The organism is Pseudomonas sp. DY-1 (genome assembly GCF_003626975.1).
Lineage (GTDB): Bacteria > Pseudomonadota > Gammaproteobacteria > Pseudomonadales > Pseudomonadaceae > Metapseudomonas.
Map to the genome: position 1 here is coordinate 1,544,335 of NZ_CP032616.1, position 25,072 is coordinate 1,569,406.

Consider the following 25,072-nt stretch of genomic DNA (forward strand, 5'->3'; position numbering starts at 1 on the left):
GTCATGAATTTCTCCCAGTTCTTCATCCTGCGGCCGATCTTCGCCGCCGTGCTGTCGCTGCTGATCCTGATCGGCGGTGCCATCTCGCTGTTCCAGCTGCCCATCAGCGAATACCCGGAAGTGGTACCGCCGACAGTGGTCGTGCGCGCCAACTTCCCCGGCGCCAACCCCAAGGTGATTGGTGAAACTGTCGCCTCGCCGCTGGAACAGGCCATCGTCGGTGTGGAAGGCATGCTCTACATGTCCTCCCAGGCCACCAACGACGGCAAGCTGACCCTGACCATCACCTTCGCCCTGGGTACCGACCTGGACAACGCGCAGGTGCAGGTGCAGAACCGCGTGACCCGAACCGAACCCAAGCTGCCGGAGGAAGTCACCCGTATCGGCATCACGGTCGACAAGGCCTCGCCCGACCTGACCATGGTCGTGCACCTGACCTCGCCGGATAACCGCTACGACATGCTCTACCTGTCCAACTATGCCGCGCTCAACGTCAAGGACGAGCTGGCGCGCCTGGACGGCGTAGGGGACGTGCAATTGTTCGGCATGGGCGACTATTCCCTGCGCGTGTGGCTGGACCCCAACAAGGTCGCCTCGCGCAACCTGACTGCCACTGATGTGGTCAATGCCATCCGCGAACAGAACCGTCAGGTGGCAGCCGGCGCCCTCGGTGCGCCGCCGTCCAACGCCGGCAACAGCTTCCAGCTCTCGATCAACACTCAGGGCCGCCTGGTTACCGAGGAGGAGTTCGAGAACATCATCATCCGCGCCGGCGAGGACGGCGAGATCACTCGCCTGAAAGACATCGCTCGTGTCGAGTTGGGCTCGAGCCAGTACGCCCTGCGCTCTCTGCTGAACAACCAGCCGGCCGTGGCCATCCCGGTATTCCAGCGTCCCGGTTCCAACGCCATCGAAATCTCCGATGCAGTCCGGGCACGCATGGCCGAGCTGAAGCAGAACTTCCCCCAGGGCATGGACTACGAAATCGTCTATGACCCGACGATCTTCGTGCGCGGTTCCATCGAGGCCGTGGTCCACACCCTGCTCGAAGCCATCGTGCTGGTGGTGCTGGTGGTGATCCTGTTCCTGCAGACCTGGCGCGCCTCGATCATCCCGCTGGCCGCCGTGCCGGTGTCGTTGATCGGCACCTTCGCGGTGATGCACCTGTTCGGCTTCTCGCTCAACGCCCTGTCGCTGTTCGGCCTGGTGCTGGCCATCGGCATCGTGGTGGACGATGCGATCGTCGTCGTGGAAAACGTGGAGCGGAACATCGGACTCGGCAAGTCGCCGATCGATGCGACCCGCCAAGCCATGAAGGAAGTGACCGGCCCGATCATCGCTACCGCCCTCGTGCTGTGCGCCGTGTTCGTGCCCACCGCCTTCATCTCCGGCCTCACCGGGCAGTTCTACCAGCAGTTCGCGCTGACCATCGCCATTTCCACGGTGATCTCGGCCTTCAACTCGCTGACGCTGTCGCCGGCCCTGGCCGCCGTGCTGCTGAAGGATCACCACGCGCCGAAAGACCGCTTCTCCCGCGTACTCGACAAGATGTTCGGTGGCTGGCTGTTCGGCCCGTTCAACCGCATGTTCGAACGCGCCGGAGGCGGTTACGTCCGTACCGTACGCCGCGTCCTGCGTGGCAGCAGCATTGCCATGCTGGTCTATGGCGGCCTGCTGGTGCTCGGCTACCTGGGCTTCTCCAGCACCCCGACCGGCTTCGTGCCGCAACAGGACAAGCAGTACCTGGTGGCCTTCGCTCAACTGCCGGACGCCGCCACCCTCGACCGTACCGAGGCTGTGATCAAGCGCATGTCCGAGATCGCCTCCAAGCATCCGGGCGTCGAAAACACCGTGGCCTTCCCGGGTCTGTCCATCAACGGTTTCACCAACAGCCCGAACAGCGGCATCGTGTTCACCCCGCTCAAGCCCTTCGATGAGCGCAAGGACCCGTCCATGTCCGCTGGCGCCATCGCGGCCGAGCTGAACAAGCAGTTCGCGGATATCCAGGACGCCTACATCGCGATCTTCCCGCCGCCCCCGGTACAGGGTCTCGGCACCATCGGCGGCTTCCGCCTGCAGGTCGAGGATCGCGGCAACCTGGGCTACGAGGAGCTGTACAAGCAAACCCAGAACATCATCGCCAAGGCCCGCCAGTTGCCTGAGCTGAACCCCATGTCGGTGTTCACCAGCTATCAGGTCAACGTGCCCCAGGTGGATGCCGCCATCGACCGCGAGAAGGCCAAGACCCACGGCGTGGCCATCAGCGACATCTTCGACACCATGCAGGTGTACCTGGGTTCGCTGTACGCCAACGACTTCAACCGCTTTGGCCGCACCTACCAGGTCAATGTCCAGGCAGAACAGCAATTCCGCCTGGAGCCCGAGCAGATTGGCCAGCTGAAGGTACGCAACAACCGTGGCGAGATGATTCCGCTGTCCACCTTCGTCAAGGTGGAGAACAGCTCGGGCCCTGATCGCGTGATGCACTACAACGGCTTCATCACCGCCGAGATAAACGGCGCTGCAGCCCCCGGCTACAGTTCCGGCCAGGCCGAGGCAGCGATCGAGAAACTGCTGAAGGAAGAGCTGCCCAACGGCATGACCTTTGAGTGGACCGACCTGACCTACCAGCAGATCCTCGCCGGTAATACCGCGGTGTTCATCTTCCCCCTCTGCGTGCTCCTGGCCTTCCTGGTACTGGCCGCCCAGTACGAGAGCTGGAGCCTGCCGCTGGCGGTGATCCTGATCGTGCCGACCGTACTGTTCTCCGCCATTACCGGGGTGATCCTGGCCGGTAGCGACAACAACATCTTCACCCAGATCGGCTTGATCGTCCTGGTGGGCCTGGCATGCAAGAACGCCATCCTCATCGTCGAGTTCGCCAAGGAGAAACAGGAAGAAGGTCTGGATCGCGTCGCCGCCGTCCTGGAAGCCTGCCGCCTGCGTCTGCGCCCGATCCTGATGACCTCCATCGCTTTCATCATGGGCGTGGTGCCGCTGGTGCTGTCCTCCGGTGCCGGCGCCGAAATGCGCCATGCCATGGGCGTTGCAGTGTTCAGCGGGATGATCGGCGTGACCTTCTTCGGCCTGCTGCTGACCCCGGTGTTCTATGTCCTGATCCGCGGATTCGTCGAGAAGCGCGAAGCGCGCAAGGGCGCCCGCGCCCAGCAACTGAAGGAAGCACACACATGATTCACAAGGCTTTTGCCCCCGCTCTGCTGGCCCTGGCGCTTGCCGCCTGTGCCGTAGGCCCGGACTACAAGGCCCCGGAGAGCGAGCCCGCGCGGCTCGCCTCTTCCGAAGGTGTGAAGGTTGATCGCACCCGCTTCGAGAGCCTCTGGTGGCAGCAGTTCGAAGACCCGACCCTGAACCAGTTGGTGCAAGAGTCGCTGAAGGAAAACCGCGAACTGCGCATCGCCTTCGCCCGCCTCAAGGCCGCCCGCGCCATCCGCGATGACGTCGGCAACGACCAGTTGCCTGTGGTCACCGCCGGAGCCAGTGCCGAAATTGGCAAAGGCCAGCAGCCTGGCGTAACAGAAGAGCGGGTCAACGCCGAACGCTACGACCTGGGTCTGAACATGGCCTGGGAGCTGGACCTGTTCGGTCGCATCCAACGGCAGATCGAGGCCAGCGAAGCGGAAACCGACGCCGCCCAGGCCGACCTGCAACAGTTGCAGGTGAGCCTGATCGCCGAGTTGGTAGACGCCTACGGCAACCTGCGTGGCGCACAGCTCAGGGAGCGGATTGCACGCGAAAACCTGGAGAACCAGCAGGAGTCCCGCGGCCTGACCGAACAACTGCGCGACGCGGGCGTCGGCAGCGAACTGGATGTGCTGCGCGCTGACGGTCGTCTGGCCGCCACCGAAGCCAGCCTGCCGCAACTGCAGGCCGAAGAAGCGCGTGCCCGCAACCGCATCGCCACACTGCTCGGCCAGCGTCCGGAACAATTGTCCGTGGACCTGTCTCCCAAGCCCCTGCCGGTGATTGCCAAGGCACTGCCCATCGGCGATCCGGCCGAGCTGCTGCGTCGTCGTCCGGACGTGCGTTCAGCGGAGCGGCAACTGGCCGCCGCCACCGCCGGTGTTGGCGTGGCCACGGCTGACCTGTTCCCGCGCGTGAGTCTGTCGGGCTTCCTCGGCTTCACGGCCGGACGCGGCTCGCAGATCGGCTCCTCCGCCGCACGAGCCTGGGCGGTGGCACCGACCATTTCCTGGGCAGCCTTCGACCTTGGCAGTGTTCGCGCCCGACTGCGTGGCGCCGAGGCCGACGCCGACGGTGCACTGGCCAACTACGAGCAACAAGTGCTGCTGGCCCTGGAAGAGTCGGAAAACGCTTTCAGCGACTACGGCAAACGCCAGGAACGACTGGTGTCGCTGGTGCGCCAGTCGGAAGCCACCCGCGCCGCCGCCGAACAGGCCGCGACCCGCTATCGCGAAGGTACCGTGGACTTCCTCGTGCTGCTGGACGCCGAACGCGAGCGCCTGGCTGCCGAAGACGCCCAGGCCCTGGCCGAAGTCGAGGTCTATCGCGGCATCGTCGCCATCTACAAGGCCCTTGGCGGCGGCTGGCAACCTCAGGCGTGATCATTTCCTCCCTTGTCCGGCCTGCCCCGGCCGGCAGCTTTACCCCGCGGGTCCGAGCTCCTCGCCGCGGGGACTTTTATTCAGCTCTCCGTGGGCGTCCGGGAAAAGCCGGCTCCCAGGAAGCCTGCTGACCGCGTCAAGGATGGCAGTACCGAATTCGGAGAAAGCTCTGGATACCCCAACCCTTGATCTCGATAGGAGAGATTCCATGAAAAAGCTCATCACTTCCGCAACCCTTCTGGCCGTCGCCCTTTCCGCGGGTTCCGCCATGGCATCCGGCGGTGGCGACCGCACCATCTCGCGCTATGAAAAGCGCCTGGCGCAGATCGAGAAGCAGCAACGCGAGGCAAACGAAGCCGTCGCCCAGAAGGAACTCGCAGAAAAAGCAAAACGTGGCTAAGCCACAGGGACGGGGCGGGATTACCTGCCCCATCCCGCCCACAGCGATAACCCGCCGGCCCTCAGTCGAGGTCTGGCGGTTTGTCCCGCCCCCATCACCTCGGGCGTGATCGCTGCAGGCGACGCACTTGCCTCGGCGACAATCGCCGGCTAGCGTCATGCCGACAGCCGACGAAGCCCTCCATGCCAACCGACGCCCAGATCCTCGCTGCCATAGATACCGCCTTCGGCGACTGCCGGCGCCCGGAGCACTTCACCAATTTCCAGCATTGCTGCGAATGTGCAGAGCACGACGCGCTGCTGTGCAGTCGTGACCGCGAAACACTGCAACACGCGGATGTTGGCAATGCCGGTTGGGACCCTATCTGTTTCTGCTCGCCCGAAGGCATCGCCTACTACTTCCCAACTCTGGCGCGCTTCGCGTTGGCCGAGCCGTCGCCGGAAATAGACTGGTATGGCTGGCAAATGGTCTTCCATCTCGGCTACGGCGGCGCGGAAAACGCTTTGCTCCAGCATTGCTCGACGGCTCAGCGCCAAGCCGTGGCCAGCTTGCTGGCGCACCTGCTCGATACCCGTACCGAGCTACTGGAAATGGACGCCGACGCTGCTCTGCACGCCCACGGAAACTGGTCGCGTTGAGCGGACTTCAGACCGCAGGGGATCAACGGGGCGGCTGGCCAGATGCCAGCTTGCGCCGCGCCACTAGTGTCTTGGCCGCCGTCATGTGAATGGGGCCGCCCTGGTAGGTGGGCAGCTCGCGCGATACCCAATCGATCCCCTTGTCACGCCAGTGAACCTCACCCGCCTCCAGTTTCATGTCCCTCTGCACTTCCCGGATCACCTGACGAACACGCTCGTCGCTATAGAAGGCTTCGTTGTCGATGGCTTTGCAGAAGGTCGCACCATCCTGGCTGATCAGCGTGAGCAGCAGCGACCCGTCGGGTCGCGGCTTCACGTCGACCTGATGCTGCGGGAAAGCGTCATAGAAGGCAGTGAATGGCAGCTTCATGCGGAACACTCCTGTCGGACCATGGGTCGTTCGGACCCTGTTTCTTGCACTCGGCATGCCCGTTCGCCGTTTCCACCAATTTCCTTGCTAATCAGGCATATGGCGCGAACGCACTGTGTCGCTTCCGGGTGACTTGCACGGTCCCTAGTCCAATCCCCGTGCAAGTTGCACGAAGTTCCGATGAAACCGGCTTCCTGTCACCTGGCCACTGGGCTTGACCAGTGCGCCCTATCCTGCGAAAAGGCTGCGCGCAAATGGCCGGGCCCGGTCGACGAACCAAGGAGCACATTCCCATGAGTGACGAACTGCAGATAACCGATATCCAGCTGGGCGACGGCAAGGAAGTGGTCAAGGGCGCCCTGATCACGACCCAGTACCGCGGCACCCTGGAAGACGACACCGAGTTCGATTCCTCCTACAGCCGTGGCAAACCCTTCCAGTGCGTGATCGGCACCGGTCGCGTTATCAAGGGCTGGGACATCGGCCTGATGGGCATGAAGGTCGGCGGCAAGCGCAAGCTCTTCGTCCCCGCGCACCTGGCCTATGGTGAGCGCCAGGTCGGTGCCCACATCAAGCCGAACTCCAATCTGTGCTTCGAAATCGAGTTGCTGGAAGTCCTGACCCGCGACGATTGAGCACACGCCCAAACCTGTAGGAGCGAGCTTGCTCGCGAATACAGATCGACCCCACTGATCGAGTGACGACAAGGCGGCCAGCCACAGGCTTGTGGCCTGGGCCGCCGCCGGCACCGCAGGGTATGGGAGTTGAAACGCCCGGCAATCGTGTCACCTGGCAGCGGCAGGATACCGGGCGAATCTGTCAGCTGGCTGTCAGCTGGCCGGGGGGCAAGCGCGTGTTGATGTCATCGCACACCACCGGCTCGGCTATGGTGTCGACCAGGTATTGCAGGCGTGAGCCTTCGAGCGTCAGCCCGATGTCGATCTCGCCTTACGCCAATCGACCAGTCAGCGAATCCACACCTATCCCAGGAGTCGCCCATGTCCCTGCAACTGTTCGCGCATCCCTTCTCGTCGTACTGCCAGAAGGTCCTGATCGCGCTCTACGAGAACGACACAGCGTTCCAGATGCGCCTGCTGTCGCCGGACGATCCGGCGACCGCCGAGCAGTTCCAGCGCCTCTGGCCGTTGCAGCGGTTTCCGCTGCTGCTGGACGGCGAGCGGCCGGTGATGGAGTCGAGCATCATCATCGAATACCTCCAGCAGCATCATGCCGGGCCGGTGAAGCTGATCCCCGAGCAGCCGGAAATGGCGTTGGAGGTGCGGATGCTGGATCGCTTCTTCGACCTGTACGTGATGACACCCATGCAGAAGCCGGTGCTCGATAGCCTGCGCTCGGAGGGCCAGCGCGATGCCTGTGGGGTGGCGGACGCCAAGGCTCTGCTGGAGCGCAGCTACGCCTGGCTCGAGGGGAAGCTCGCGAGGCGAACCTGGGCTGCCGGCGACGCCTTCAGCCTGGCGGACTGCGCGGCTGCGCCCTCGCTGTTCTACGCCGACTGGGTACACCCGATCGATGCGACCTTCAGCAACCTGCGCAACTATAGGCAACGCTTGCTTGCGCATCCTTCGATCGCCCGTGCAGTAGATGAGGCGCGCCCGTATCGGCCACTGTTCCCGCTGGGAGCGCCGGATCGCGACTGAAGCTCAAGGTTGGACGCCGTGAAGTTCGCGAGCGGAGCCCGCTCCTGCCTGCTTTCGGCCTTTCGCTACCCGGCAGCAGGCGAGTAAGGTTTCCCATCCGTTTATTTCGAACAGGGAGTCCACCTCATGAGTGATCTTTCGGCTTTCCCCATCAACCGCAAATGGCCCGCGACCCGGCCGGACGTCCTGCAGCTCTATTCCCTGCCGACGCCCAATGGCGTCAAAGTCTCCATCATGCTGGAGGAAACGGGTCTGCCTTACGAACCGCACCTGGTCAGCTTTGAACGCAATGACCAGATGTCGCCGGAGTTCCTCTCCCTCAACCCGAACAACAAGATCCCCGCCATCATCGACCCCAATGGACCAGACGGCCGTCCACTGCCCCTGTTCGAGTCCGGCGCGATCCTCATCTACCTGGCCGACAAGACCGGCCGGTTGATCCCGCAGGACGCGGCCGGCCGTTACGAATGCATCCAGTGGCTGATGTTCCAGATGGGCGGGATTGGCCCGATGTTCGGCCAGATCGGCTTCTTCAACAAATTCGCCGGCAAGGACTACGAGGACAAACGCCCCCTTGACCGCTATGTGCAGGAGTCGGCACGCCTGCTGGCGGTGCTCGACCAGCGCCTGGAAGGTCGGGACTGGATCATGGGCGAGCAGTTCAGCATCGCCGACATCGCCACCTTCCCCTGGATTCGCAACCTGGTGGGTTTCTACGAGGCGGGTGAGCTCGTCGGGTTCGAGCGCTTCGCCAACGTGAAGCGGGTGCTGGAAGCCTTCCTGGCACGCCCGGCAGTCGTACGCGGGCTGGGGATTCCGCAGCGGGATTGAATGCTGTCTGCCGGGGGCTGCTAGAACGTCCTGGGCCAGGCTGCTTGCCGAGTTCTGCGGATGTTTCTGGTTTTGCCCTCCCCGGCGAGTCACTTCTTTCAAACGTCGGGATGCCGAACCAAAAAGAAGTAACCAAGAATGCCTGCCCCTGCATCCGGCCCCGGTCAACTCACTTCCCCCGCAATGCCTTCGCCACCCGGAACTGCATCTCGTAGGCCGGTTGCTCCACGCTGTCGGCGTCCTCGGCATAGCGGCTGGCAAAACCTTCCACGCCCCACTCCCGGTACTGCTGCGCATGCACCAGTTCGTGGGCCCAGAGCGCCACATCGTCCAGCGCTCCTTCGCGATCGCGAAAGAGGATGACGTCTACAAGGGTCACTGCCTTGATATCCGGGTCATGCAGCATCGCACTGGCCGCGCCCAATTCACTGCTGTCGCCGATGCGATAGCGCGCGCCCTCCAGCAGCGCGGCGTCGAAGTAAGGCGTCAGCTTTTCGCGGATGGCTGGGGGCATCGGCTCGACCCCGCTGGCCAGGGCATCGGCCCTGGCCTGCACCAACCATTGCTGCAAGGCGCCGGACGCCACCCGACTCACCTCGCCCGGTAGCGGCCCGAGCACTCCGCGTACGTCGGGCAGGCAGACGCAATCCGTCACGCAGACTTCGTATTGCTCCGGCGGGCAGGCCGCAGCCGTCACGTCGAGACTGCAAGTGGCGAACAATGCGAGGCTCAAGGCGATCCTGGTCATGCGTCCTCCGGGACTGTTCCATTGGGCTTTGACCACGGCGAGCGACCAAGCGCACCGTCAGCGGTCGTGAGACGGCATCCGACGATTGACCCTGAGCGCCAGCAGGAGGAAGCAGCTCACAACAGGCGTGGCAATCCGATTCGGAGGGGCTGCCGAAGGAGTGGAGCTATCCCACGAACGACCCGCTGGTCTCCGTTTCCGAGGGCCGTAACCCCTTCGCTGAAGGCGGGCCCTGAGTGCCACCGCATGCATTTTGACGACCAGTGATGGAGGGGCTCACCGGTCGACACGGCGGTCTGCTAACGTGATGCAGGCCCTCTCGCGGAACGGAATTCATGCTCGCTTTCATTCAAAGCCACCCCCTGGCCTTCGGCGCCCTGCTGATCCTGATCGACCTTTCGACCTGGCGCATCATTCCCGCCGAACAGCAGACCTGGCGGGTGGTCTGCCGGTTGCTGCTGTTCGTGCTGTTCAGCGCCGTGATCATCGATGCCGGCATGAGCCCCCTGCAGCCGCCGACGTGGTCGGATCCAACGCTCAACCTGGTGGCCACCGCGATGGAAATCGGCTGGTGGCTGTTTGGTGCCCGCACCGCCACCGTGGTACTGGGCCTTCTGATGCCGCGCATCGGCCATGCCGGCCGACTGCTCCAGGACGTGCTGGGCGCGGTGATATTCCTGGTGGCGGTGGTAGCCGCCGCGGCCTATGTGATGCAGCTGCCGGTGAAGGGCCTGCTGGCCACCTCCGGGGTCATGGCGATCGTGATCGGCCTGGCCTTGCAGAGCACGTTGAGCGATGTGTTCTCCGGCATCGTCCTCAACACCACCAAGCCCTACCAACTGGATGACTGGATTTCCATCGACGGCACCGAAGGCAAGGTGGTGGAAATCGACTGGCGCGCCACCCACCTGCTGACCAACAAAGGCAGCACCGTCGTGGTTCCAAACTCGGTGGCGGCCAAGACCAAGGTGCACAACTTCAGCCGACCCTATGAGCTGACCAGCGTGTCGATCACCGTTCAGGTGTCTACCCAGGTGCGTCCACGCCGTGTACTGGAGGCCCTGGAAAGGGCGGTCCAGAGCATCAGTGCGCTGCTGACCAACCCCAAGCCCAAGGTCGCGATCAAGGGCTCGGACTTGGAGTCCATGGAGTACGAAATCAGTGGCTTCATCCGCACCGGAGAGAACAAGACCGAGGTGCGTAACCTGATGTACGACCTGGCGCACAGGCATCTGGAAGCGGCCGGCATTACCTTCACCGGAGAAGATGCACCGCAGCCCTCCTCGCGGCCACGCTTGCTGCTGGAAGAGGTGAAGATCTTCCGCGCGCTCAGCCATGGAGAGAAGGACGAACTCAGCGAAGCCATGGCGCCGCTCGCGTTTTCTGCCGGCCAGGTGGTAATGGCGGTAGGCGAAGTGGCCGAAGGGCTGCTGATCGTCGGTACGGGCGTGGTCTCCGCCGCAGTGCCGGACAGCACCGGGAAGCTGATAGAAGCTGGCCGCATGGGGCCGGGGGAAATCATCGGCGAGGAAGGCATCGGCTGCAACGCACCGTCCCAGGCACAGTTCACCGCCCTCACTGCTTGCGTGCTTTACCGCATCGAGCGTGATGCCATGAGCAAATTCCTGGATACGCGTGTGGAAGTCCGCGCCGCCCTCATCCATCTGCGCACCTTCCGCGAACAGGCCAGCCGCAACCTGTTAATGCAGAAACCCCAGGCCGTGAAAAAGACCGGTTTCCTCAACTGGCTACAGAAGAAGCACTGAGGGTTCCGATCAGCGAATACCTCAAAATCAATAATGACATTTTTTTATGCTTTAATTGATTTTGCAGGACAATCCGTAACACGAGGGGCCCGTCATGAAACTCAGGACACTGGCTTTACTGCTGCTTGTAGCACTCGTCCAACCCACCTGGAGCCTGGCCGCGCAACAAACGGCTGCCTCCGGCGCTGACAATGCCGCACTGACAACCCGACTGGCGCTACGCGACCTGTGGGTGGAACACATCTTCTGGGTCAGGAACTACGTCGTCGCCAATCAGGACGGCCAGCGCAAGCAGGCCGACGCAGCCGCCACGCAGGTGGTGGACAACGCCAAGGCAATCGCCAACAGCATCGCCCCGCTCTACGGCCAGCCAGCCGCGGATCAGTTGCTGGAACTGCTGGCCGGCCACTGGAGTGCCGTGAAGCACTACAGCGATGCGGCCGTGGCCAAGGATGATGCGGGCAAGAAAGCCGCGGTCACCGACCTCACCCGCAATGCCAAAGGCATCGCCAAGTTCCTCTCCAGTGCCAACCCGAACCTGCCTGAAGACGCCCTGATCAACATGCTCAGCGCCCATGGCGGACACCATGTGGCGCAAATCGACGAGCTGAGCACAGGGGACTTCGCAGGTGAGGCCAGGACCTGGACAGCCATGCGCCAGCACATGCAGGTACTGGCCGATACCTTGGCCGCTGCGCTGGTCAAGCAATTCCCTGACAAGTTCTGACTCCGGTCTGTCGAGGTAATCGATGCTTCAAGGAATGGGACGTACCCAACAGGACCTGCTCGGCGCCCTGCTCTATCAACCGGGCGGCATGAGCATCGACGAACTGGCCAACCACCTGGCGGTGACCCGCACGGCGATCCGCCAGCACCTGGCCGCGCTGGAGCGCGACGGGCTGATACTGCGGGGCGAAACGCGACCTACCGGCCGCCGCCCCGAGCAGCTCTACCGGCTCAGCCCGCGTGGCCGGGAGCTATTTCCCCGCCAGTACCAGTTACTGGCCGACCTGCTGATTGGCGAAGTGGCCAGCCTCATCGGCCACGACGCCCTGATCCAACTCATGCGTGGCCTCGGACGCCGTCTGGCCGGCGAGATCGAAACGAAGGTCGTGGATGAGCCCCGGATCGCCCAGCACATGCACGAAGCCGGCTACGAGGCCGAGGTCTTCTTCCGCTCCGGTGGCGAAGCCGAGATCGTCGCCCACAACTGCGTGTTCCATCACCTTGCGGCGCTGCATCCGGAGGTCTGCGAGCTGGACCTCGCGCTGATCGGTACCCTCGGCGGCGGCACGGTTGATCACCTCGAATGCATGGTGCGCCAGGGGCAGGTCTGCCGCTTCCGGATCGATCGCGGCTGAACCAGCAACTCACCCTGTGCCTGGCGGGTATCCGCCGCAAGCAGGGCGGGATTCCCACTCATCGGGCGGATATCCGCCACCTGCCCACCCCCGTGTAAGCCTTGAATCGCGCAAAGTGAATCGATTCATGGGGTTTTCGCCTATACGGCACGGCATTTGCCTACCCACCGCCCTTTTCGAGAAATAGCAAAGGGACGGTCCCATGAAAAAACTCCTCCTAGGACTCCTGTGCCTCACGGTGCTCGGCTGTGCCAAGCAACCGGAGGCGGAGAAGTCGGTAGACGTGCTGCTGATCGGCGCCGGCATCATGAGTGCCAGCCTCGGCACCTATCTCCACGAACTGGAGCCGGGCTGGAGCATCGACATCTACGAACGCCTCGACCAGGTCGCCGCGGAAAGCTCCAACCCCTGGAACAACGCCGGCACCGGCCACTCGGCCTTCTGCGAGCTGAACTACACACCGGAAACCGCAGACGGCGGCATCGACATCAGCAAGGCCGTGGCGATCAACGAATCCTTCGAGATCTCCAAACAGTTCTGGGCCTACCAGGTCGAGCGCAACGTGCTGGGAAATCCCAAGTCCTTCATCAACGGCGTGCCGCACATGAGCTTCGTCTGGGGCGACGACAACATCGAGTTCCTCAGGAAGCGCCACGCCGCCCTGCAGCACAGCTCGCTGTTCCGTGGCATGGAGTACTCCGAAGACCATGAGCAGATCAGCAAGTGGGTCCCGTTGGCGATGGAAGGACGTCCTGCCGAACAGAAAGTGGCCGCCACGCGCATGGCCATCGGCACTGACGTCAACTTCGGTGAAATCACCCGCCAGTTGATCGACTCGCTGACCAGGAGCGACAAGGTTTCGCTCAACCTCAAGCACGAAGTCCGCGACATCAAGCGCAACGACGACGGCACCTGGACTGTGGTCGTCGCCGACCTCGGAAACGACGAGGCCGTACGCAGCGTCAAGGCGAAATTCGTCTTCATCGGTGCTGGCGGTGGCGCCCTCAAGCTGCTGCAGAAATCCGGCATTCCAGAAGCCGAGGGCTATGCCGGCTTCCCGGTGGGCGGCCAGTTCCTGGTCACCCGCAATCCCGAGGTGGTGGCCCAGCATCAGGCCAAGCTCTACGGCAAGGCGTCGGTCGGCTCGCCGCCCATGTCGGTGCCGCACCTGGATACCCGTGTGATCGACGGCCAGAAAGTGCTGCTGTTCGGACCCTTCGCCACCTTCTCCACCAAGTTCCTGAAGAACGGCTCGCTGCTGGACATGTTCAGCGCCTTGACCACCGACAACATCGGCCCGATGACCAACGCCGGCCTGGACAACATTCCGCTGAGCACCTACCTGATGGGTCAACTGATGCTCAGCCAGGCCGACCGCATGCATGAACTGCGCGAGTACTTCCCCCAAGCCAGGGACGAGGACTGGGAGCTGTTGACCGCTGGCCAACGCGTGCAAGTGATCAAGAAGGACGCCGAAAAAGGCGGAATCCTGCAGTTCGGTACCGAAGTCGTCAGCTCCGCCGACGGCAGCATCGCCGCGCTGCTGGGCGCCTCGCCGGGTGCGTCCACTGCTGCGCCGATCATGCTCACCGTGCTGGAGAAGACCTTCAAGGACAAGGTCCAGACCCCGGAATGGCAAGCCCGCCTGAAGGAGATCATTCCTTCCTACGGGCGCAAGCTGAACAACGACCTGGAGCTGACCAACCAGGTCCGCGCCTGGAGCAGTGAGCGCCTGCAACTGGAGCACATTCCGGTGCTGCCGGAAGTTGCCGCGCAGTAAGGCCACGGCCCCAACTCGATCTGTGGGGGCGATTTCAATCGCCAAGCGGACCAAAGGTTCGCCTCAAGCCTGAATGAGGGCAGCTGCGCTGCCCATAGCGAATGAATTCGCCCCCACAACACCCCCGACATCGCCTTCACAACCTCGACATTTTCCCCAGATTTTTTTCACGAAGTTTTGATTCCGCCGTTCCTAATCTGCGCGCCGTATCCACGAGGGATACGTCCCAAGCGAGCGGCCCATGTTCAAACGCATTTCCATCCGCCCCGAAGCCCTGGCCTTCCTGGCCAGCCTCCTGCTGCTTTCGGTCTACAACTTCCCACTCTGGCGGCATGTCTTCGCCATAGTCCCGGCCGATGCCGACGGACTCGGCATGCGCATGGCCTTCGGCGTCATGGTGCTGGCCATCTTCAACTTCGTACTCGCCCTGCTCTCCTTCCGCCGGGTCTTCAAACCGGTGCTGATCTTCCTGTTCCTGGCCAGCTCCGGGGTCGCCTATTTCATGAGCCAGTACGGCGTGCTGATCGACGCCAACATGCTGCGCAACGTCGCGGAAACCGACGTCAACGAAGTTCGCGACCTGCTTTCCTTCAAGCTGCTGCTGTTCGTCCTCATCCTCGGTGTGTTGCCGAGCTGGCTGCTGTGGAAATTGCCGGTCCGCCACCAGCCCCTGCGCCGTGAACTGCTGGGCAAGCTAGCCCTGGCAGTCGGCTCGCTGACTGTGTTGGGAGTGGTCGCACTGGCCAACTACCAAGGCCTGGCGTCGCTGTTCCGTAACCACCACGAATTGCGTCTGCTGGTGGTGCCCAGCAACTACCTGAACGCCTCCTTTGGCTATGTGCGCGAACAACTGGTGGTGGCCAAGGAGCCATTGCGCCAGATCGGCACCGATGCGAAAAAGGCGCCGGCCTGGCAGACCCACCAGCGCAAGTCGCTGACAGTCCTGGTCGTGGGTGAAAGCGCGCGGGCGGAAAACTTCGGCATCCTCGGCTATGCACGCGACACCTCTCCGCTACTCCGGGGCCAGCAAGGCGTCACCGCCTTCAGCAACGTGCGTTCCTGCGGCACCGAGACTGCCGTCTCCGTGCCCTGCATGTTCTCCAACATGGGACGCGGCGACTACGACGCCGCCCGCGCCCGCAGCCAGGAAGGCCTGCTTGATGTGCTCAAGCATGCGGGCCTCGCAGTGACCTGGCGCGACAACCAGTCCGGCTGCAAGGGCACCTGCGACCGCGTTACCCAGGAAAACCTCAGCCACCTGAAGGACCCCGTCCTGTGCAGTGGCGGCGAGTGTCACGATGAAATCCTGCTCAAGGACCTGCAAGCCTACATCGACCAGCTCAAGGACGACTCGGTGCTGGTCCTGCATCAGATGGGTAGCCACGGCCCGGACTACGCCAAGCGCTATCCCAAGCGTTTCGAGAAGTTCACCCCGGTGTGCAACAGCAATGCCTTGAACGACTGCAGCCAGGAAAGCATCGTCAACGCCTACGACAACACCCTGGTCTATACCGACTACGTGCTGTCGAACCTGATCGATCTCCTGCGCAAGAACCAGGACAAGGTCGACACGGCCATGATCTACCTCGCCGACCACGGCGAATCGCTCGGCGAGTACAACCTTTTCCTGCATGGCACGCCCTATGTGCTGGCCCCCGACCAGCAGAAGCACGTGGCCATGCTCACCTGGTTCTCCGACAGCTACCGCAGGGAGTTCGCCCTGGACACCGGCTGCGTGTCCAGGGAGCGCGACAAGCCGCTGAGCCAGGACAACCTCTTCCACTCGATGCTGGGTCTGTTGCAGGTCCAGACCGGTGAATACCGGGAAGGCCTGGATCTGTTCGCCTCCTGCCGTACCAGCGGCCTCACCGTTGCAAGGAAATAGGTCGACGCCATGGGCGGGAAGCAGCCACTTGAGCGACGGATCATCTTCGCCTTCGTGTTGATGACGCTGATCGTTGGCGGCACCTTTTCCCTGGGAATCGTCGCCATCGTGCACTTCATCGAAGAGCTCCTGGTGTCAGAGGAGATGGGCCGGGAACTGGACTATGCGATAGACGAAGAGCTCAAGCTGGACACGGTTGCGCGTATCGATGCCAATACCCGCTTCTTCAGTTCCCACAGCGGACGTGATGCCTTGCCACCGCGTTTCACCGGTCTGCCGGAAGGCTTCTCCGAGGTGCTCGATGGCGACGCCGCCTACTACGTATTCAAGCGCAGCCACGGCAGCCATGAGGACGTGCTGGTGGAAGAACAGCACGAGTTCGAGGCCCGGGAGCAGGTCCTTTTCGACGTAGTCCTGGCCGGCTTCTTGCTCAGCGTGTTCGGCGCCTGGGGACTTGGACGCCTGCTCGCACGCCGGGTGATGGCCCCCGTTCGACGCCTGGCGCAACAGGTTCGCCATCGTGACCAGCTGCTGCCCATGGCACCCAGGCTGTCGCCCGACTACCCGGACGACGAGGTCGGTCGGCTCGCCGCCGCCTTCGACGAGACCCTCGGCCAGCTCCAACATTCACTGGAGCGCGAGCGGCTGTTCACCAGCGATGTCAGCCATGAACTGCGCACCCCGCTGATGGTCATCGCCACCTCCTGCGAGCTGCTGCTGGACGCCGCCGGACTTACCGCCAGCGAGCGCGCCCAGGTCGCCCGCATCGCTCGCGCCAGCGCTGACATGCACGATCTGGTGCAGACCTTCCTGCGCCTGGCGCGAGCCGGCCAGGAGGAAAGCGGCATCGCCGAGAAAGTTGCCCTGTCCGGACTCGCGGCCGAGCAGTACCGCCAGTGGATGCCCCAGTTCCAGGCCAAGGGCCTGGCGTTCGCCCTGATCGACGAAGGCTCCAGCGCGGACCGCTATGAAGCCCCGCAACTGCGCACGGTCATGTCCAACCTGCTGCGCAATGCCTTTCACTACACTGAACAGGGTGCGGTGCGGCTGATCCTCGCGGCAGACGGTTTCCGGGTCGAAGACAGTGGCCAGGGCATTCCGGAGGAAGAGCAGGAACGCATCTTCCAGAGTTTCGTACGCGGCCAGCAGGCCCGCGGCGAAGGTCTGGGCCTGGGGCTCTCGCTGGTCAGGCGCATTTGCCAGCAGCAGGGTTGGGAAGTCCGGGTGGAATCCCGTCCGGACTCGGGCAGTTGCTTCTCCGTACACCTTGGTTGCAGCCGTTGACGTTTTTTTCACGGGCTTTTGACCTCGCCAATACAGCCCGCCATCCAGACTTATCAGCTGTCCACATGGATTCGGTGCACTGGGCTTCGCCAAGTGGCGGGTCTGCATTCCGCGTCCTGAGCGAAGGAACTCCCCATGTCCGCCAATACCACCTCTCTGCCGCGTCGCCGCTCTCCCTTCCGCAAGCGCTCACGCGCCGGCGGCCAATGGCTGATCCTGCTTCTCGACCAGCGCACCATGCGCTGGTTGCTAGGGGCCTTCGCCCTGCTCCTGTTGTTGGGTGCAGGGATACCTGCCTGGCACCACCTGTACCCCGCCGTTGCCGCGCAGGGATGGAGCTATCAGGTGCACCTCGACGGTATCGAGCAAGTCAGCGCGCTAATACCCGATGACCGGGGAGGCCTTTTCCTCAGCCAGGAACTGCAAGACGGCAAGGGCCGTATCCTGCGTGTCGGATCGGGCGGCAGGAACAGCGAAGTTGAGACCGGCCTGTCCAAGCCCGACGGCATGGCCCGCTATCGCGGGGGCATCGCCTTCAGCCAGGAACAGGGCGAACACCCGGTGCTCTGGATGAACGACCTGGGCACCCGGCAACTGTTCAGCGCCGACAGCGTCGAAGGCCTGTCCACAGACGGCCACTACCTCTACGCAATCGAAGATCTCCACGGTAACGGCCGTTTGCTGCGTTACGACCCGGAAACCGATAGCGTCACCACGCTGCGCAGCGGCCTGGACGAAGCCGAAGCGGTCGCCTTCTGTCCCGATGGCCGCCTGTTCTACAGCGAGAAAACCAGTGGCCAGGTCCGCCTGCTGCAGGATGACGGGCAGGACCCGGTGGCGATCGATGGCCTGCGCGAACCCGGTTTCCTGCTCTGTAATCACGATGGATTGTGGGTCACCGAAGACGCCACGCACATGGCCCGCGTCCTGTTGCTCGATGCCAAGGGAGACCTGAACGTCGTGCTGTCCCACCTGCGTTCGCCGCAAACCATAGTCGAGATCGCTTCAGGCCGTTACCTGGTCGCCGAGCAAGGACGCAAACGGGTGCTGGAACTGCAACGAAACCCTGAGCATCGCTGATGGCCACTGCCTCCTCGCAACCGCCCGACAGCGAAAAGGAACCACCTCGAAATCCCGAAACATCAACACACAGCTTTCACCATTGTGTCGTTAGGTTAGTCCCATACCCGCGAGCGGTGCCGGTTTGACCGGCACCGGCAACTCTATCGTTTCAGGAAGAACTGACGTCCAGCGCTTCCTCCGCCCGGGCGGCCATTTCCAACGGCTCCGGGCGATAGAGCACGAGGCGGTAGCAGACCAGGCTGATCATCCAGTCGAACAGCAGCGTCCAGACGTTATGCGAGAGAAAGTGCGCGCCCTGCATCATCCGTCCGAGCGAGAACAGGCTACCGAGGACCAGCGCCCCCACCAGCGCGGCCCGCGCCAAGCGTGGACGGCGGTCGCGCAAGACGAAGAACAGGGCGAGCAGGCAAAAACCCGCCGAGGCATGGCCACCCGGCCAGCAGCGGCCAGGCTTGTCGACGTAGGGATGGTGACCGACCAATGGCGAATAGGGTTCGACACCGCCGAATTCCGCCAGGCTCCAGGGGCACTGCACGGCGGTAACCGCTTTGAGCGGCGTGACGATGGCCGTGGACAGGCCGAGGGCCAGCACCAGATAGCCCAGCTGACGACGCCACTGGCGCAGGCGGGTAGGAAGCAGGCTGACGAGAAAGCCGGCGATAGCGAGGACGCCGAGGAGGATCACGGCCTGCTTGGCGCGGTCGTGCAGTACATCCTCGAGGAACGCGCTGTGCCGACCGATGAAACCGTTTTGCGGGTCGTAGAACAGGTGCGCCAGGGCGAAATCGACGTGGGGCACGTCGATCAACAGCAGAAGTGCCATGGTGGCCAGCGGCAGGCCGCTCCAGAGCACGAAATTGAAGGGACGGGAATGGGGCATCGGAAGGTCCTTGGTCAAGTGGGACGACCGAAGTCTGCGCCGGCATGCGTGAGCAACTGGTAAAGGGCTTGTGAAAAAAACATCAACGGCGCCACGGCGCAGGATCGAGGGCACTAAGTGCGAGTACTGATCATCGAAGACAACCGCGACATCCTCGCCAACGTGCTGGACTACCTCCAGCTCAAGGGTTACGGCGTCGATTGCGCCCAGGACGGCCTGTCGGGCCTGCACCTGGCGACTACCCAGCACTACGACCTGATCGTGCTGGACATCATGCTGCCGGGCATCGACGGTTTGCAGCTCTGCAACCGCCTGCGCCAGGAAGCCCGGCGGGACACGCCGATCATCATGCTCACTGCCCGCGACACCTTGGAAGATCGACTGGCCGGCCTCAGGTCGGGCGCCGACGACTATCTGGTCAAACCCTTCGCGCTGTCCGAACTGGTGGCCCGCATCGAGGCGGTGGTGCGGCGTAGCCACGGCGGACGCAAGAGCAGACTGCAGGTGTCCGACCTAATCTATGACCTGGACACCCTCCAGGCCACCCGTGCCGACCAGCGCCTGAAACTCAACCCCATCGGCCACAAGCTGCTCACTACCCTGATGCGCAGGAGCCCGGCCGTGGTGCGCCGCGAAGTGCTGGAGGAAGCCCTCTGGGGCGACGACTGCCCGGACAGCGATAGCCTGCGCAGCCATATCCACCAACTGCGCCAGGTGCTCGACAAACCCTACGAGCGCCCCCTGCTGCACACCATCCATGGCGTGGGATATCGATTGGCGGAACTGGACGACAAGGATTGATCGTTGCGCATTCGATGGCCGGACCTGAGGCCCGGGTGGCGAATAAATTCGCCCCTACAGGTTCTTGCCTAACCTGAAGCAAGTGCCGACAGGACAGGGACATGCCCGCTTCCGCCACCGCTCACCGCATTCCACGCACCGTCTGGGTACTGGGCTTCGTCAGCCTGTTCATGGACCTTTCCTCCGAACTGGTGCACAGCCTGTTGCCGCTGTTCCTGGTGGGCAGCCTGGGCGCGAGCATGCTCGCGGTCGGATTGATCGAGGGCCTGGCCGAAGCCACCGCACTGATCGTCAAGGTCTTCTCCGGGGCACTCAGCGACTTCCTCGGCAAGCGCAAGGGACTGGTGCTGTTCGGCTACGGCCTGGCGGCGCTTACCAAACCGCTGTTTCCCCTTGCGGCCAGCGCCGACCAGGTGCTGTTCGCGCGCCTGCTGGACCGGATCGGCAAGGGCATTCGTGGCGCACCAAGGGATGCGCTGATGGCCGACGTCTCGCCTGTAGATATCCGTGGTGCCTGCTTCGGCCTGCGCCAGTCCATGGACACGGTCGGCGCCTTTCTCGGTCCGCTGCTGGCGATCCTGCTGATGATCCTGCTGGCCGGTGATATCGCACTGGTGCTCTGGTTCGCCGTGTTGCCAGCGCTGATTTCAGTGGCCTTGATCCTGTTCGGTGTAGAAGAACCCGACATCACCCATCCGTCCCGGCGTCTGCGCTCGCCCATTCGGTTTCGCGCATGGCGAAGCTTTTCTCCGGCGTACTGGTGGGTGGTCGGCCTGGGGGCGTTGTTCAGCCTGGCGCGATTCAGCGAGGCATTCCTCGTGTTGCGTGCGCGGGATGCGGGCCTCTCCACCATCTGGGTGCCGCTCGTCATGGTGGTGATGGCAGCCTTCTACATGCTCTCGGCCTACCCCGCCGGCAAGCTGTCCGATCGAATCGGCCCCACCGGGCTGCTGGTCTTCTCCCTGGCGTTGCTGATAGTCGCCGATCTGCTGTTGGCCGGAGCTGACAACCCGACCCTGCTGCTGGCCGGCGTCGCCTTCTGGGGTCTCCACATGGGGTTCAGCCAGGGCATCCTCGCGGCGCTGGTGGCCGAGACCACTCCAGCGGAGCTAAAGGGCACCGCGTACGGCCTGTTCAACCTGGCCAGCGGCGGCGCCCTGCTGGTGGCCAGCACGCTGGCAGGCTGGCTCTGGCAAAGCCAGGGTCCCGCCAGCACCTTCCTCGCCGGTGTGGCGTTCTGCGTGGCGGCGCTGGTAGTGCTGGCGCTGCGTCGACACTAATCGAAAGTCGGGCTGCCTCCATCATTCGCCGGCGCGAACCTTGTTTCGATGGCCCGGGGCGGGTGTCGGACTCCGGGCTGCATGGGACGACAACAAGGAGAAGAAAATGCCCTGGTACCTCGAAGCGTTGATCAGCATCCCCGCCGGCCTGCTGCTCGGCAATTTCACTGAATGGTGGTTCCACCGCGTCGTGCTCCACGGCCTGGGCCGCAAGCGCGGCACCTTCTGGAGCTTCCATTTCCACGAACACCACCGCAACGCCCGCCAGAACAACTTCTACGACCCCTGCTATCGCCGCCATCCGCTGGGCTGGCACGCCCAGGGCAAGGAAACCTGGGCCCTGGTGGTCGCCAGCCTGCTGGTGGCACCGTTGATTCTCTGGGCACCCTGGTTGTGCCTGACGCTCTGGTATTGCGCCGGCAACTACTACTTCACCCACAAGAAAGCCCACGACCACCCCGACTGGGCCCGCCAGCACCTGCCCTGGCACTACGACCACCACATGGGTCCCAACCCCCAGGCCAACTGGTGCGTAACCAAGCCCTGGTTCGACTGGGTGTTTGGCACGCGTGAGCATTTCGTGGGTAAACAGCAAGACGCCACCGCGCCGTCGTGATCCCTTCGCCCCTGCCCCCGGCTCACTGCCAGCGGGAACCAGAGGGACGGCCCCCCCTCTCCCTCAAGGGCGAGGGGTGACGCTCGACTCACCGCCGGAATGAACCTGTGGGAGCGAATTCATTCGCGAAATGCCGGGGACTCCAAGTCGCGGGTAACCCCCTCTCCCCCAGCCCCTCTCCCTCAAGGGCGAGCGGTGACGCTCCGCTCACCACCGGCATTTGCCTGTGGGAGCGAATTCATTCGCGAAATACCCAGGACTCCAAGTCACGGGTACCCGCCCTCTCCCCCAGCCCCTCTCCCTCAAGGGCGAGGGGTGACGCTCGACTCACCACCGGCATGAGCCTTTAGGGGCGAATACATTCGCCAAGCGGGCCGCAGGTCCGCCCCCGACCCACTTTGCGCATTCCTGATATCGCCGCCTCTCCCCTCGCCTTAACGTCACACCGGCAGGCACGGCCATCCCGCGCCTGCTCGACGGCACAACAACAAGAAGGAAGCACCGCCATGCTCAAGAAAGCTGTACTCGGGTGGCCCCAGATCGCGGGGCTCGGCATATCGCTGGTGATCGCCGGTCAATTCTCCGGCTGGAATTTCGGCCTCGCCGAAAACGGCTGGGCCAACATGCTCCTGGCCACCCTGCTGATGGCGGCACTGAGCTGCGGACTGGCGATGTGCATCAGCGAACTGTCCACCGCCATGCCCCATGCCGGTGGCGTGTTCGCCTACGCCCAGAGCGCATTCGGCCCGTTCGTCGGTTACCTGGTGGGGTCCGCCTGCGCACTGGCGCTGACTATCGGCACCGGCGCCGCAGCCACCTTCGTCGCCTCCTACATGGAGTCGGTATTCGGCTTCGGTGGCTGGCCGGTAAAGGTGGCTCTGTTCGCCCTGATCATCGGCATCCACATCCGCGGCGTCGGTGAAGCCCTTGGTGCCACCTTGCTGGCAGGTGCCATTGCCGCCGTGACCCTGCTGGTATTCGGCGGCGCCATGCTGCCCCAGCTCGATAGCAGCAACCTGCTCGGCACCGCGGGAAGCTTCAGCGAGTCCCTCAGTCTCCATGGCATTTTCGCCTGCGTGCCGTTCGCCATCTGGATGTTCATCTGCATCGAGCAGGTCAGCTCCGCCGCCGAAGAAGCTGCCGACCCCGGCCGCGCCATGTCCCGCGGGATCGCCGCAGCCGTCGCCACCCTGCTGTTGACGGCAGTCACCGTGCTGGTCTGTGCACCGGGCGCCGCCGGGGTCCAGGTGGTCGGCACAGCCGCCGACCCGCTGTATGCCGCCATGACCCACAGCGGTCGCTACGACGCCTCGAGCTGGCTGGCGCAACTGGTAGGCATTGGCGCCATCTGCGGCTTGCTGGCCACCTTCTTCTCGGTGGTCTATTCAGCCTCCCGCCAGCTCTTCGCCCTGTCCCGCGACGGCTACTTCCCAGCCGCACTGGCGCGGACCAACCGTCGCGGCTCACCCTATATCGCACTGCTGGCCCTGGCCGCAATCGGCCTGCCGCTGACCCTGGTCAGCCCGGAGAAACTGCTGCTGTGCGTGGTGCTGCTGCTCTGCACCTGCCACCTTTTCCTGTTCGCCGCCTACATCCGCATGCGCCGCACCCATGCCCATCTGGCGCGCCCGTTCCGACTGCGCGGCGGCCCCGTGATCGCCGGCCTCGGCATGTTGCTGACACTGACGGTGATTGCCGCCTGCTTCCAGCTCGAAGTCGAAGTGCTCATCGCCCTCGCCGTGCTGGCCGTCGTGCTGGTCATCAACTACCTGATGCGCGTCTCGCGCGTTGCCAAGCCCCTCGCCACGGAGAATCCCGACAATGTCTGAGCGCGATCTTCTGCAACGCCGCTACCGGGCCATGGGCGACCAGTCGCCGCTGTTCTATGACCAGCCCCTGAATCTGGTGAAGGGCCAGGGCGTATGGCTCTTCGATGAGAGCGGCAAACGCTACCTGGACGTCTACAACAACGTGCCCTGCGTGGGTCACTGCCACCCGCGCGTGGTGGAGGCGATGGCCAGCCAGGCGGCCACCCTGAACATCCACACCCGCTACCTGAACGAGCGGATCGTCGCCTACGCCGAACGCCTGACCCGCACCTTCGATGCGTCTCTGGACTGCGTGATGTTCACCTGTACCGGCAGCGAGGCCAACGAACTCGCGCTGCGCATGGCGCGTTCGGGCACCGGCGGCAAGGGCGTGATCGTCAGCAGCTACAACTACCACGGCAATACCACCAGCCTGGCCGAAGTGACCACCGCGCTGCCGAGTTCCGAGCCCTTCTCGCCGTTCGCCCGCGCGGTGCCGATTCCCTGCCTGTACCGGGCGCCGGTCGGCACCAGTGCGGCAGACCTGGCCGATCAGTACGTGGCTCGTGTGGCCGAAGCGATTGCCTCGCTCAAGGCCCAGGGCGTGCAACTGGCGGCGATGCTGATCGACACCCTGTTCGCCAACGAGGGCCTGCCCCGCATTCCGACAGGCTACGTCGAGCGCATCGCGGCGCTGGTCCACGAGGCCGGCGGCCTGCTGATCGTCGATGAGGTCCAGGCCGGATTCGGTCGCACTGGCGAGCACATGTGGGGCCACCAGGCCCATGGCGCGGTACCGGACATCGTCACCCTGGGCAAACCCATGGGCAACGGTTTCCCCCTGGCAGGCCTGGTGACCCGCCGCGAACGGGTCGAGTCCTTCGGTGGGCGCAACCTTTACTTCAACACCTTCGGCGGCTCGCCGGTGGCCGCCGCCGTGGGCAGCGCGGTGCTCGACGTCATTGAGGACGAACAGTTGCTGCACAACGCCCGCGCGGTTGGCGCGCACCTGGCGAACGGACTGGAGCGCCTGGCGGGCCAGCATTCGATCATCGGTGACGTGCGCGGCAAGGGCCTGTTCTTCGCCGTCGAGCTGGTGCGCGACCGCCAGCAGAAGACGCCGGCAGGTGCCGAGGCGCGCCGCGTAGTCAACCAGATGCGCGAGCGCGGCGTGCTGATCAGCAAGATTGGCCCCGACGACAACCTGCTGAAGATCCGCCCGCCGCTGGTGTTCAGCCGCGCCGACGCGGACCTGTTCATCGACACCCTCGACAGCGTCCTGCGCGAACTCTGAGAACCG

The 25,072-nt window shown here is 63.8% G+C and carries 22 protein-coding genes; 19 read left to right on the forward strand and 3 right to left on the reverse strand.

Going from position 1 to position 25,072, the window contains the following annotated elements:
• Positions 1-3: 3 nt before the first annotated feature.
• From D6Z43_RS07530 to D6Z43_RS07545, 4 genes are all read left to right on the forward strand, one after another.
• Entirely contained in the window at positions 4-3,192 is a 3,189-nt protein-coding gene (locus D6Z43_RS07530) for an efflux RND transporter permease subunit (RefSeq protein WP_120651349.1), read from the forward strand.
• On the forward strand, positions 3,189-4,583 hold the full coding sequence (locus D6Z43_RS07535) for an efflux transporter outer membrane subunit (RefSeq protein ID WP_120651350.1): 1,395 nt from the start codon (positions 3,189-3,191) through the stop codon (positions 4,581-4,583). The genes D6Z43_RS07530 and D6Z43_RS07535 overlap by 4 nt, the downstream gene beginning before the upstream one ends.
• Positions 4,584-4,791: 208 nt before the next feature.
• On the forward strand, positions 4,792-4,983 hold the full coding sequence (locus D6Z43_RS07540) for a hypothetical protein (protein ID WP_120651351.1): 192 nt from the start codon (positions 4,792-4,794) through the stop codon (positions 4,981-4,983).
• A gap of 182 nt (positions 4,984-5,165) precedes the next feature.
• Positions 5,166-5,621 (forward strand): hypothetical protein, encoded by a 456-nt coding sequence (locus tag D6Z43_RS07545; RefSeq protein ID WP_120651352.1) that lies wholly within the window; start codon positions 5,166-5,168, stop codon positions 5,619-5,621.
• Between the two features lie 22 nt (positions 5,622-5,643).
• On the opposite strand, the gene D6Z43_RS07550 is transcribed toward D6Z43_RS07545, so the two are convergent.
• Positions 5,644-5,991, reverse strand: a complete 348-nt coding sequence (locus D6Z43_RS07550) for a DUF3509 domain-containing protein (RefSeq protein ID WP_120651353.1) — start codon at positions 5,989-5,991, stop codon at positions 5,644-5,646.
• 293 nt (positions 5,992-6,284) lie between these two features.
• Here D6Z43_RS07550 and D6Z43_RS07555 point away from each other — a divergent pair, with 293 nt between their 5' ends.
• The 3 genes from D6Z43_RS07555 (at position 6,285) to D6Z43_RS07565 (ending at position 8,480) form a co-directional block, all read left to right on the forward strand.
• Positions 6,285-6,626 (forward strand): FKBP-type peptidyl-prolyl cis-trans isomerase, encoded by a 342-nt coding sequence (locus D6Z43_RS07555; RefSeq protein WP_120651354.1) that lies wholly within the window; start codon positions 6,285-6,287, stop codon positions 6,624-6,626.
• 363 nt (positions 6,627-6,989) lie between these two features.
• On the forward strand, positions 6,990-7,649 hold the full coding sequence (locus tag D6Z43_RS07560) for a glutathione S-transferase family protein (RefSeq protein WP_120651355.1): 660 nt from the start codon (positions 6,990-6,992) through the stop codon (positions 7,647-7,649).
• 126 nt (positions 7,650-7,775) lie between these two features.
• A complete protein-coding gene (locus D6Z43_RS07565; protein WP_120651356.1) occupies positions 7,776-8,480 on the forward strand; it encodes a glutathione S-transferase N-terminal domain-containing protein in 705 nt (234 codons plus the stop codon).
• A 169-nt stretch (positions 8,481-8,649) separates the two neighbouring features.
• On the opposite strand, the gene D6Z43_RS07570 is transcribed toward D6Z43_RS07565, so the two are convergent.
• A complete protein-coding gene (locus tag D6Z43_RS07570) occupies positions 8,650-9,228 on the reverse strand; it encodes a DUF4157 domain-containing protein (protein WP_120651357.1) in 579 nt (192 codons plus the stop codon).
• Positions 9,229-9,563: 335 nt separating this feature from the next.
• Between D6Z43_RS07570 and D6Z43_RS07575 the strand changes: the two genes are divergently transcribed.
• The 7 genes from D6Z43_RS07575 to D6Z43_RS07605 all read left to right on the forward strand — a co-directional run bounded on the left by D6Z43_RS07575 (position 9,564) and on the right by D6Z43_RS07605 (position 18,384).
• The gene (locus tag D6Z43_RS07575) at positions 9,564-10,994 is read left to right on the forward strand and encodes a mechanosensitive ion channel family protein (RefSeq protein WP_120651358.1); all 1,431 of its coding nucleotides are present in this window, start codon (positions 9,564-9,566) and stop codon (positions 10,992-10,994) included.
• A gap of 94 nt (positions 10,995-11,088) precedes the next feature.
• Positions 11,089-11,721 (forward strand): hypothetical protein, encoded by a 633-nt coding sequence (locus D6Z43_RS07580; protein ID WP_120651359.1) that lies wholly within the window; start codon positions 11,089-11,091, stop codon positions 11,719-11,721.
• A 22-nt stretch (positions 11,722-11,743) separates the two neighbouring features.
• On the forward strand, positions 11,744-12,355 hold the full coding sequence (locus tag D6Z43_RS07585) for a metalloregulator ArsR/SmtB family transcription factor (RefSeq protein ID WP_120651360.1): 612 nt from the start codon (positions 11,744-11,746) through the stop codon (positions 12,353-12,355).
• Between the two features lie 202 nt (positions 12,356-12,557).
• Positions 12,558-14,135 (forward strand): malate:quinone oxidoreductase, encoded by a 1,578-nt coding sequence (locus tag D6Z43_RS07590; protein WP_120651361.1) that lies wholly within the window; start codon positions 12,558-12,560, stop codon positions 14,133-14,135.
• A 241-nt stretch (positions 14,136-14,376) separates the two neighbouring features.
• The gene (locus D6Z43_RS07595; RefSeq protein ID WP_120651362.1) at positions 14,377-16,020 is read left to right on the forward strand and encodes a phosphoethanolamine transferase; all 1,644 of its coding nucleotides are present in this window, start codon (positions 14,377-14,379) and stop codon (positions 16,018-16,020) included.
• A gap of 9 nt (positions 16,021-16,029) precedes the next feature.
• Complete coding sequence (locus D6Z43_RS07600; protein WP_120651363.1) at positions 16,030-17,304, forward strand: HAMP domain-containing sensor histidine kinase; 1,275 nt, start codon at positions 16,030-16,032, stop codon at positions 17,302-17,304.
• Positions 17,305-17,439: 135 nt separating this feature from the next.
• A complete protein-coding gene (locus tag D6Z43_RS07605) occupies positions 17,440-18,384 on the forward strand; it encodes a hypothetical protein (RefSeq protein ID WP_120651364.1) in 945 nt (314 codons plus the stop codon).
• 151 nt (positions 18,385-18,535) lie between these two features.
• Here D6Z43_RS07605 and D6Z43_RS07610 read toward each other — a convergent pair whose 3' ends face one another.
• On the reverse strand, positions 18,536-19,267 hold the full coding sequence (locus tag D6Z43_RS07610; RefSeq protein ID WP_120651365.1) for a phosphatase PAP2 family protein: 732 nt from the start codon (positions 19,265-19,267) through the stop codon (positions 18,536-18,538).
• Between the two features lie 117 nt (positions 19,268-19,384).
• Here D6Z43_RS07610 and D6Z43_RS07615 point away from each other — a divergent pair, with 117 nt between their 5' ends.
• The 5 genes from D6Z43_RS07615 (at position 19,385) to D6Z43_RS07635 (ending at position 25,066) form a co-directional block, all read left to right on the forward strand.
• A complete protein-coding gene (locus D6Z43_RS07615) occupies positions 19,385-20,068 on the forward strand; it encodes a response regulator transcription factor (RefSeq protein ID WP_120651366.1) in 684 nt (227 codons plus the stop codon).
• A 101-nt stretch (positions 20,069-20,169) separates the two neighbouring features.
• Positions 20,170-21,348, forward strand: coding sequence for an MFS transporter (locus D6Z43_RS07620; RefSeq protein ID WP_120651367.1), 1,179 nt, complete (start codon positions 20,170-20,172; stop codon positions 21,346-21,348).
• A 106-nt stretch (positions 21,349-21,454) separates the two neighbouring features.
• A complete protein-coding gene (locus tag D6Z43_RS07625; protein WP_218569237.1) occupies positions 21,455-21,964 on the forward strand; it encodes a sterol desaturase family protein in 510 nt (169 codons plus the stop codon).
• Positions 21,965-22,470: 506 nt separating this feature from the next.
• Positions 22,471-23,793: an amino acid permease gene (locus D6Z43_RS07630; RefSeq protein WP_120651368.1), complete on the forward strand. Its 1,323-nt coding sequence runs from the start codon at positions 22,471-22,473 to the stop codon at positions 23,791-23,793.
• Positions 23,786-25,066 carry an aspartate aminotransferase family protein gene (locus D6Z43_RS07635; RefSeq protein WP_120651369.1) on the forward strand — a complete coding sequence of 427 codons (1,281 nt, stop codon included), beginning with the start codon at positions 23,786-23,788 and terminating at the stop codon, positions 25,064-25,066. Before D6Z43_RS07630 ends, D6Z43_RS07635 begins: the two co-directional genes overlap by 8 nt.
• The last annotated feature ends 6 nt before the right edge of the window (positions 25,067-25,072 follow it).

Coding starts and splice junctions, on each gene's coding strand:
- D6Z43_RS07590 (WP_120651361.1), top strand. CDS start 12,558: ATGAAAAAACTCCTCCTAGGACTCCTGTGCCTCACGGTGCTCGGCTGT.
- D6Z43_RS07605 (WP_120651364.1), top strand. CDS start 17,440: ATGTCCGCCAATACCACCTCTCTGCCGCGTCGCCGCTCTCCCTTCCGC.
- D6Z43_RS07570 (WP_120651357.1), bottom strand. CDS start 9,228: ATGACCAGGATCGCCTTGAGCCTCGCATTGTTCGCCACTTGCAGTCTC.
- D6Z43_RS07530 (WP_120651349.1), top strand. CDS start 4: ATGAATTTCTCCCAGTTCTTCATCCTGCGGCCGATCTTCGCCGCCGTG.
- D6Z43_RS07600 (WP_120651363.1), top strand. CDS start 16,030: ATGGGCGGGAAGCAGCCACTTGAGCGACGGATCATCTTCGCCTTCGTG.
- D6Z43_RS07565 (WP_120651356.1), top strand. CDS start 7,776: ATGAGTGATCTTTCGGCTTTCCCCATCAACCGCAAATGGCCCGCGACC.
- D6Z43_RS07625 (WP_218569237.1), top strand. CDS start 21,455: ATGCCCTGGTACCTCGAAGCGTTGATCAGCATCCCCGCCGGCCTGCTG.
- D6Z43_RS07560 (WP_120651355.1), top strand. CDS start 6,990: ATGTCCCTGCAACTGTTCGCGCATCCCTTCTCGTCGTACTGCCAGAAG.
- D6Z43_RS07540 (WP_120651351.1), top strand. CDS start 4,792: ATGAAAAAGCTCATCACTTCCGCAACCCTTCTGGCCGTCGCCCTTTCC.
- D6Z43_RS07595 (WP_120651362.1), top strand. CDS start 14,377: ATGTTCAAACGCATTTCCATCCGCCCCGAAGCCCTGGCCTTCCTGGCC.
- D6Z43_RS07580 (WP_120651359.1), top strand. CDS start 11,089: ATGAAACTCAGGACACTGGCTTTACTGCTGCTTGTAGCACTCGTCCAA.
- D6Z43_RS07545 (WP_120651352.1), top strand. CDS start 5,166: ATGCCAACCGACGCCCAGATCCTCGCTGCCATAGATACCGCCTTCGGC.
- D6Z43_RS07620 (WP_120651367.1), top strand. CDS start 20,170: ATGCCCGCTTCCGCCACCGCTCACCGCATTCCACGCACCGTCTGGGTA.
- D6Z43_RS07555 (WP_120651354.1), top strand. CDS start 6,285: ATGAGTGACGAACTGCAGATAACCGATATCCAGCTGGGCGACGGCAAG.
- D6Z43_RS07635 (WP_120651369.1), top strand. CDS start 23,786: ATGTCTGAGCGCGATCTTCTGCAACGCCGCTACCGGGCCATGGGCGAC.
- D6Z43_RS07535 (WP_120651350.1), top strand. CDS start 3,189: ATGATTCACAAGGCTTTTGCCCCCGCTCTGCTGGCCCTGGCGCTTGCC.
- D6Z43_RS07630 (WP_120651368.1), top strand. CDS start 22,471: ATGCTCAAGAAAGCTGTACTCGGGTGGCCCCAGATCGCGGGGCTCGGC.
- D6Z43_RS07575 (WP_120651358.1), top strand. CDS start 9,564: ATGCTCGCTTTCATTCAAAGCCACCCCCTGGCCTTCGGCGCCCTGCTG.
- D6Z43_RS07585 (WP_120651360.1), top strand. CDS start 11,744: ATGCTTCAAGGAATGGGACGTACCCAACAGGACCTGCTCGGCGCCCTG.
- D6Z43_RS07550 (WP_120651353.1), bottom strand. CDS start 5,991: ATGAAGCTGCCATTCACTGCCTTCTATGACGCTTTCCCGCAGCATCAG.
- D6Z43_RS07610 (WP_120651365.1), bottom strand. CDS start 19,267: ATGCCCCATTCCCGTCCCTTCAATTTCGTGCTCTGGAGCGGCCTGCCG.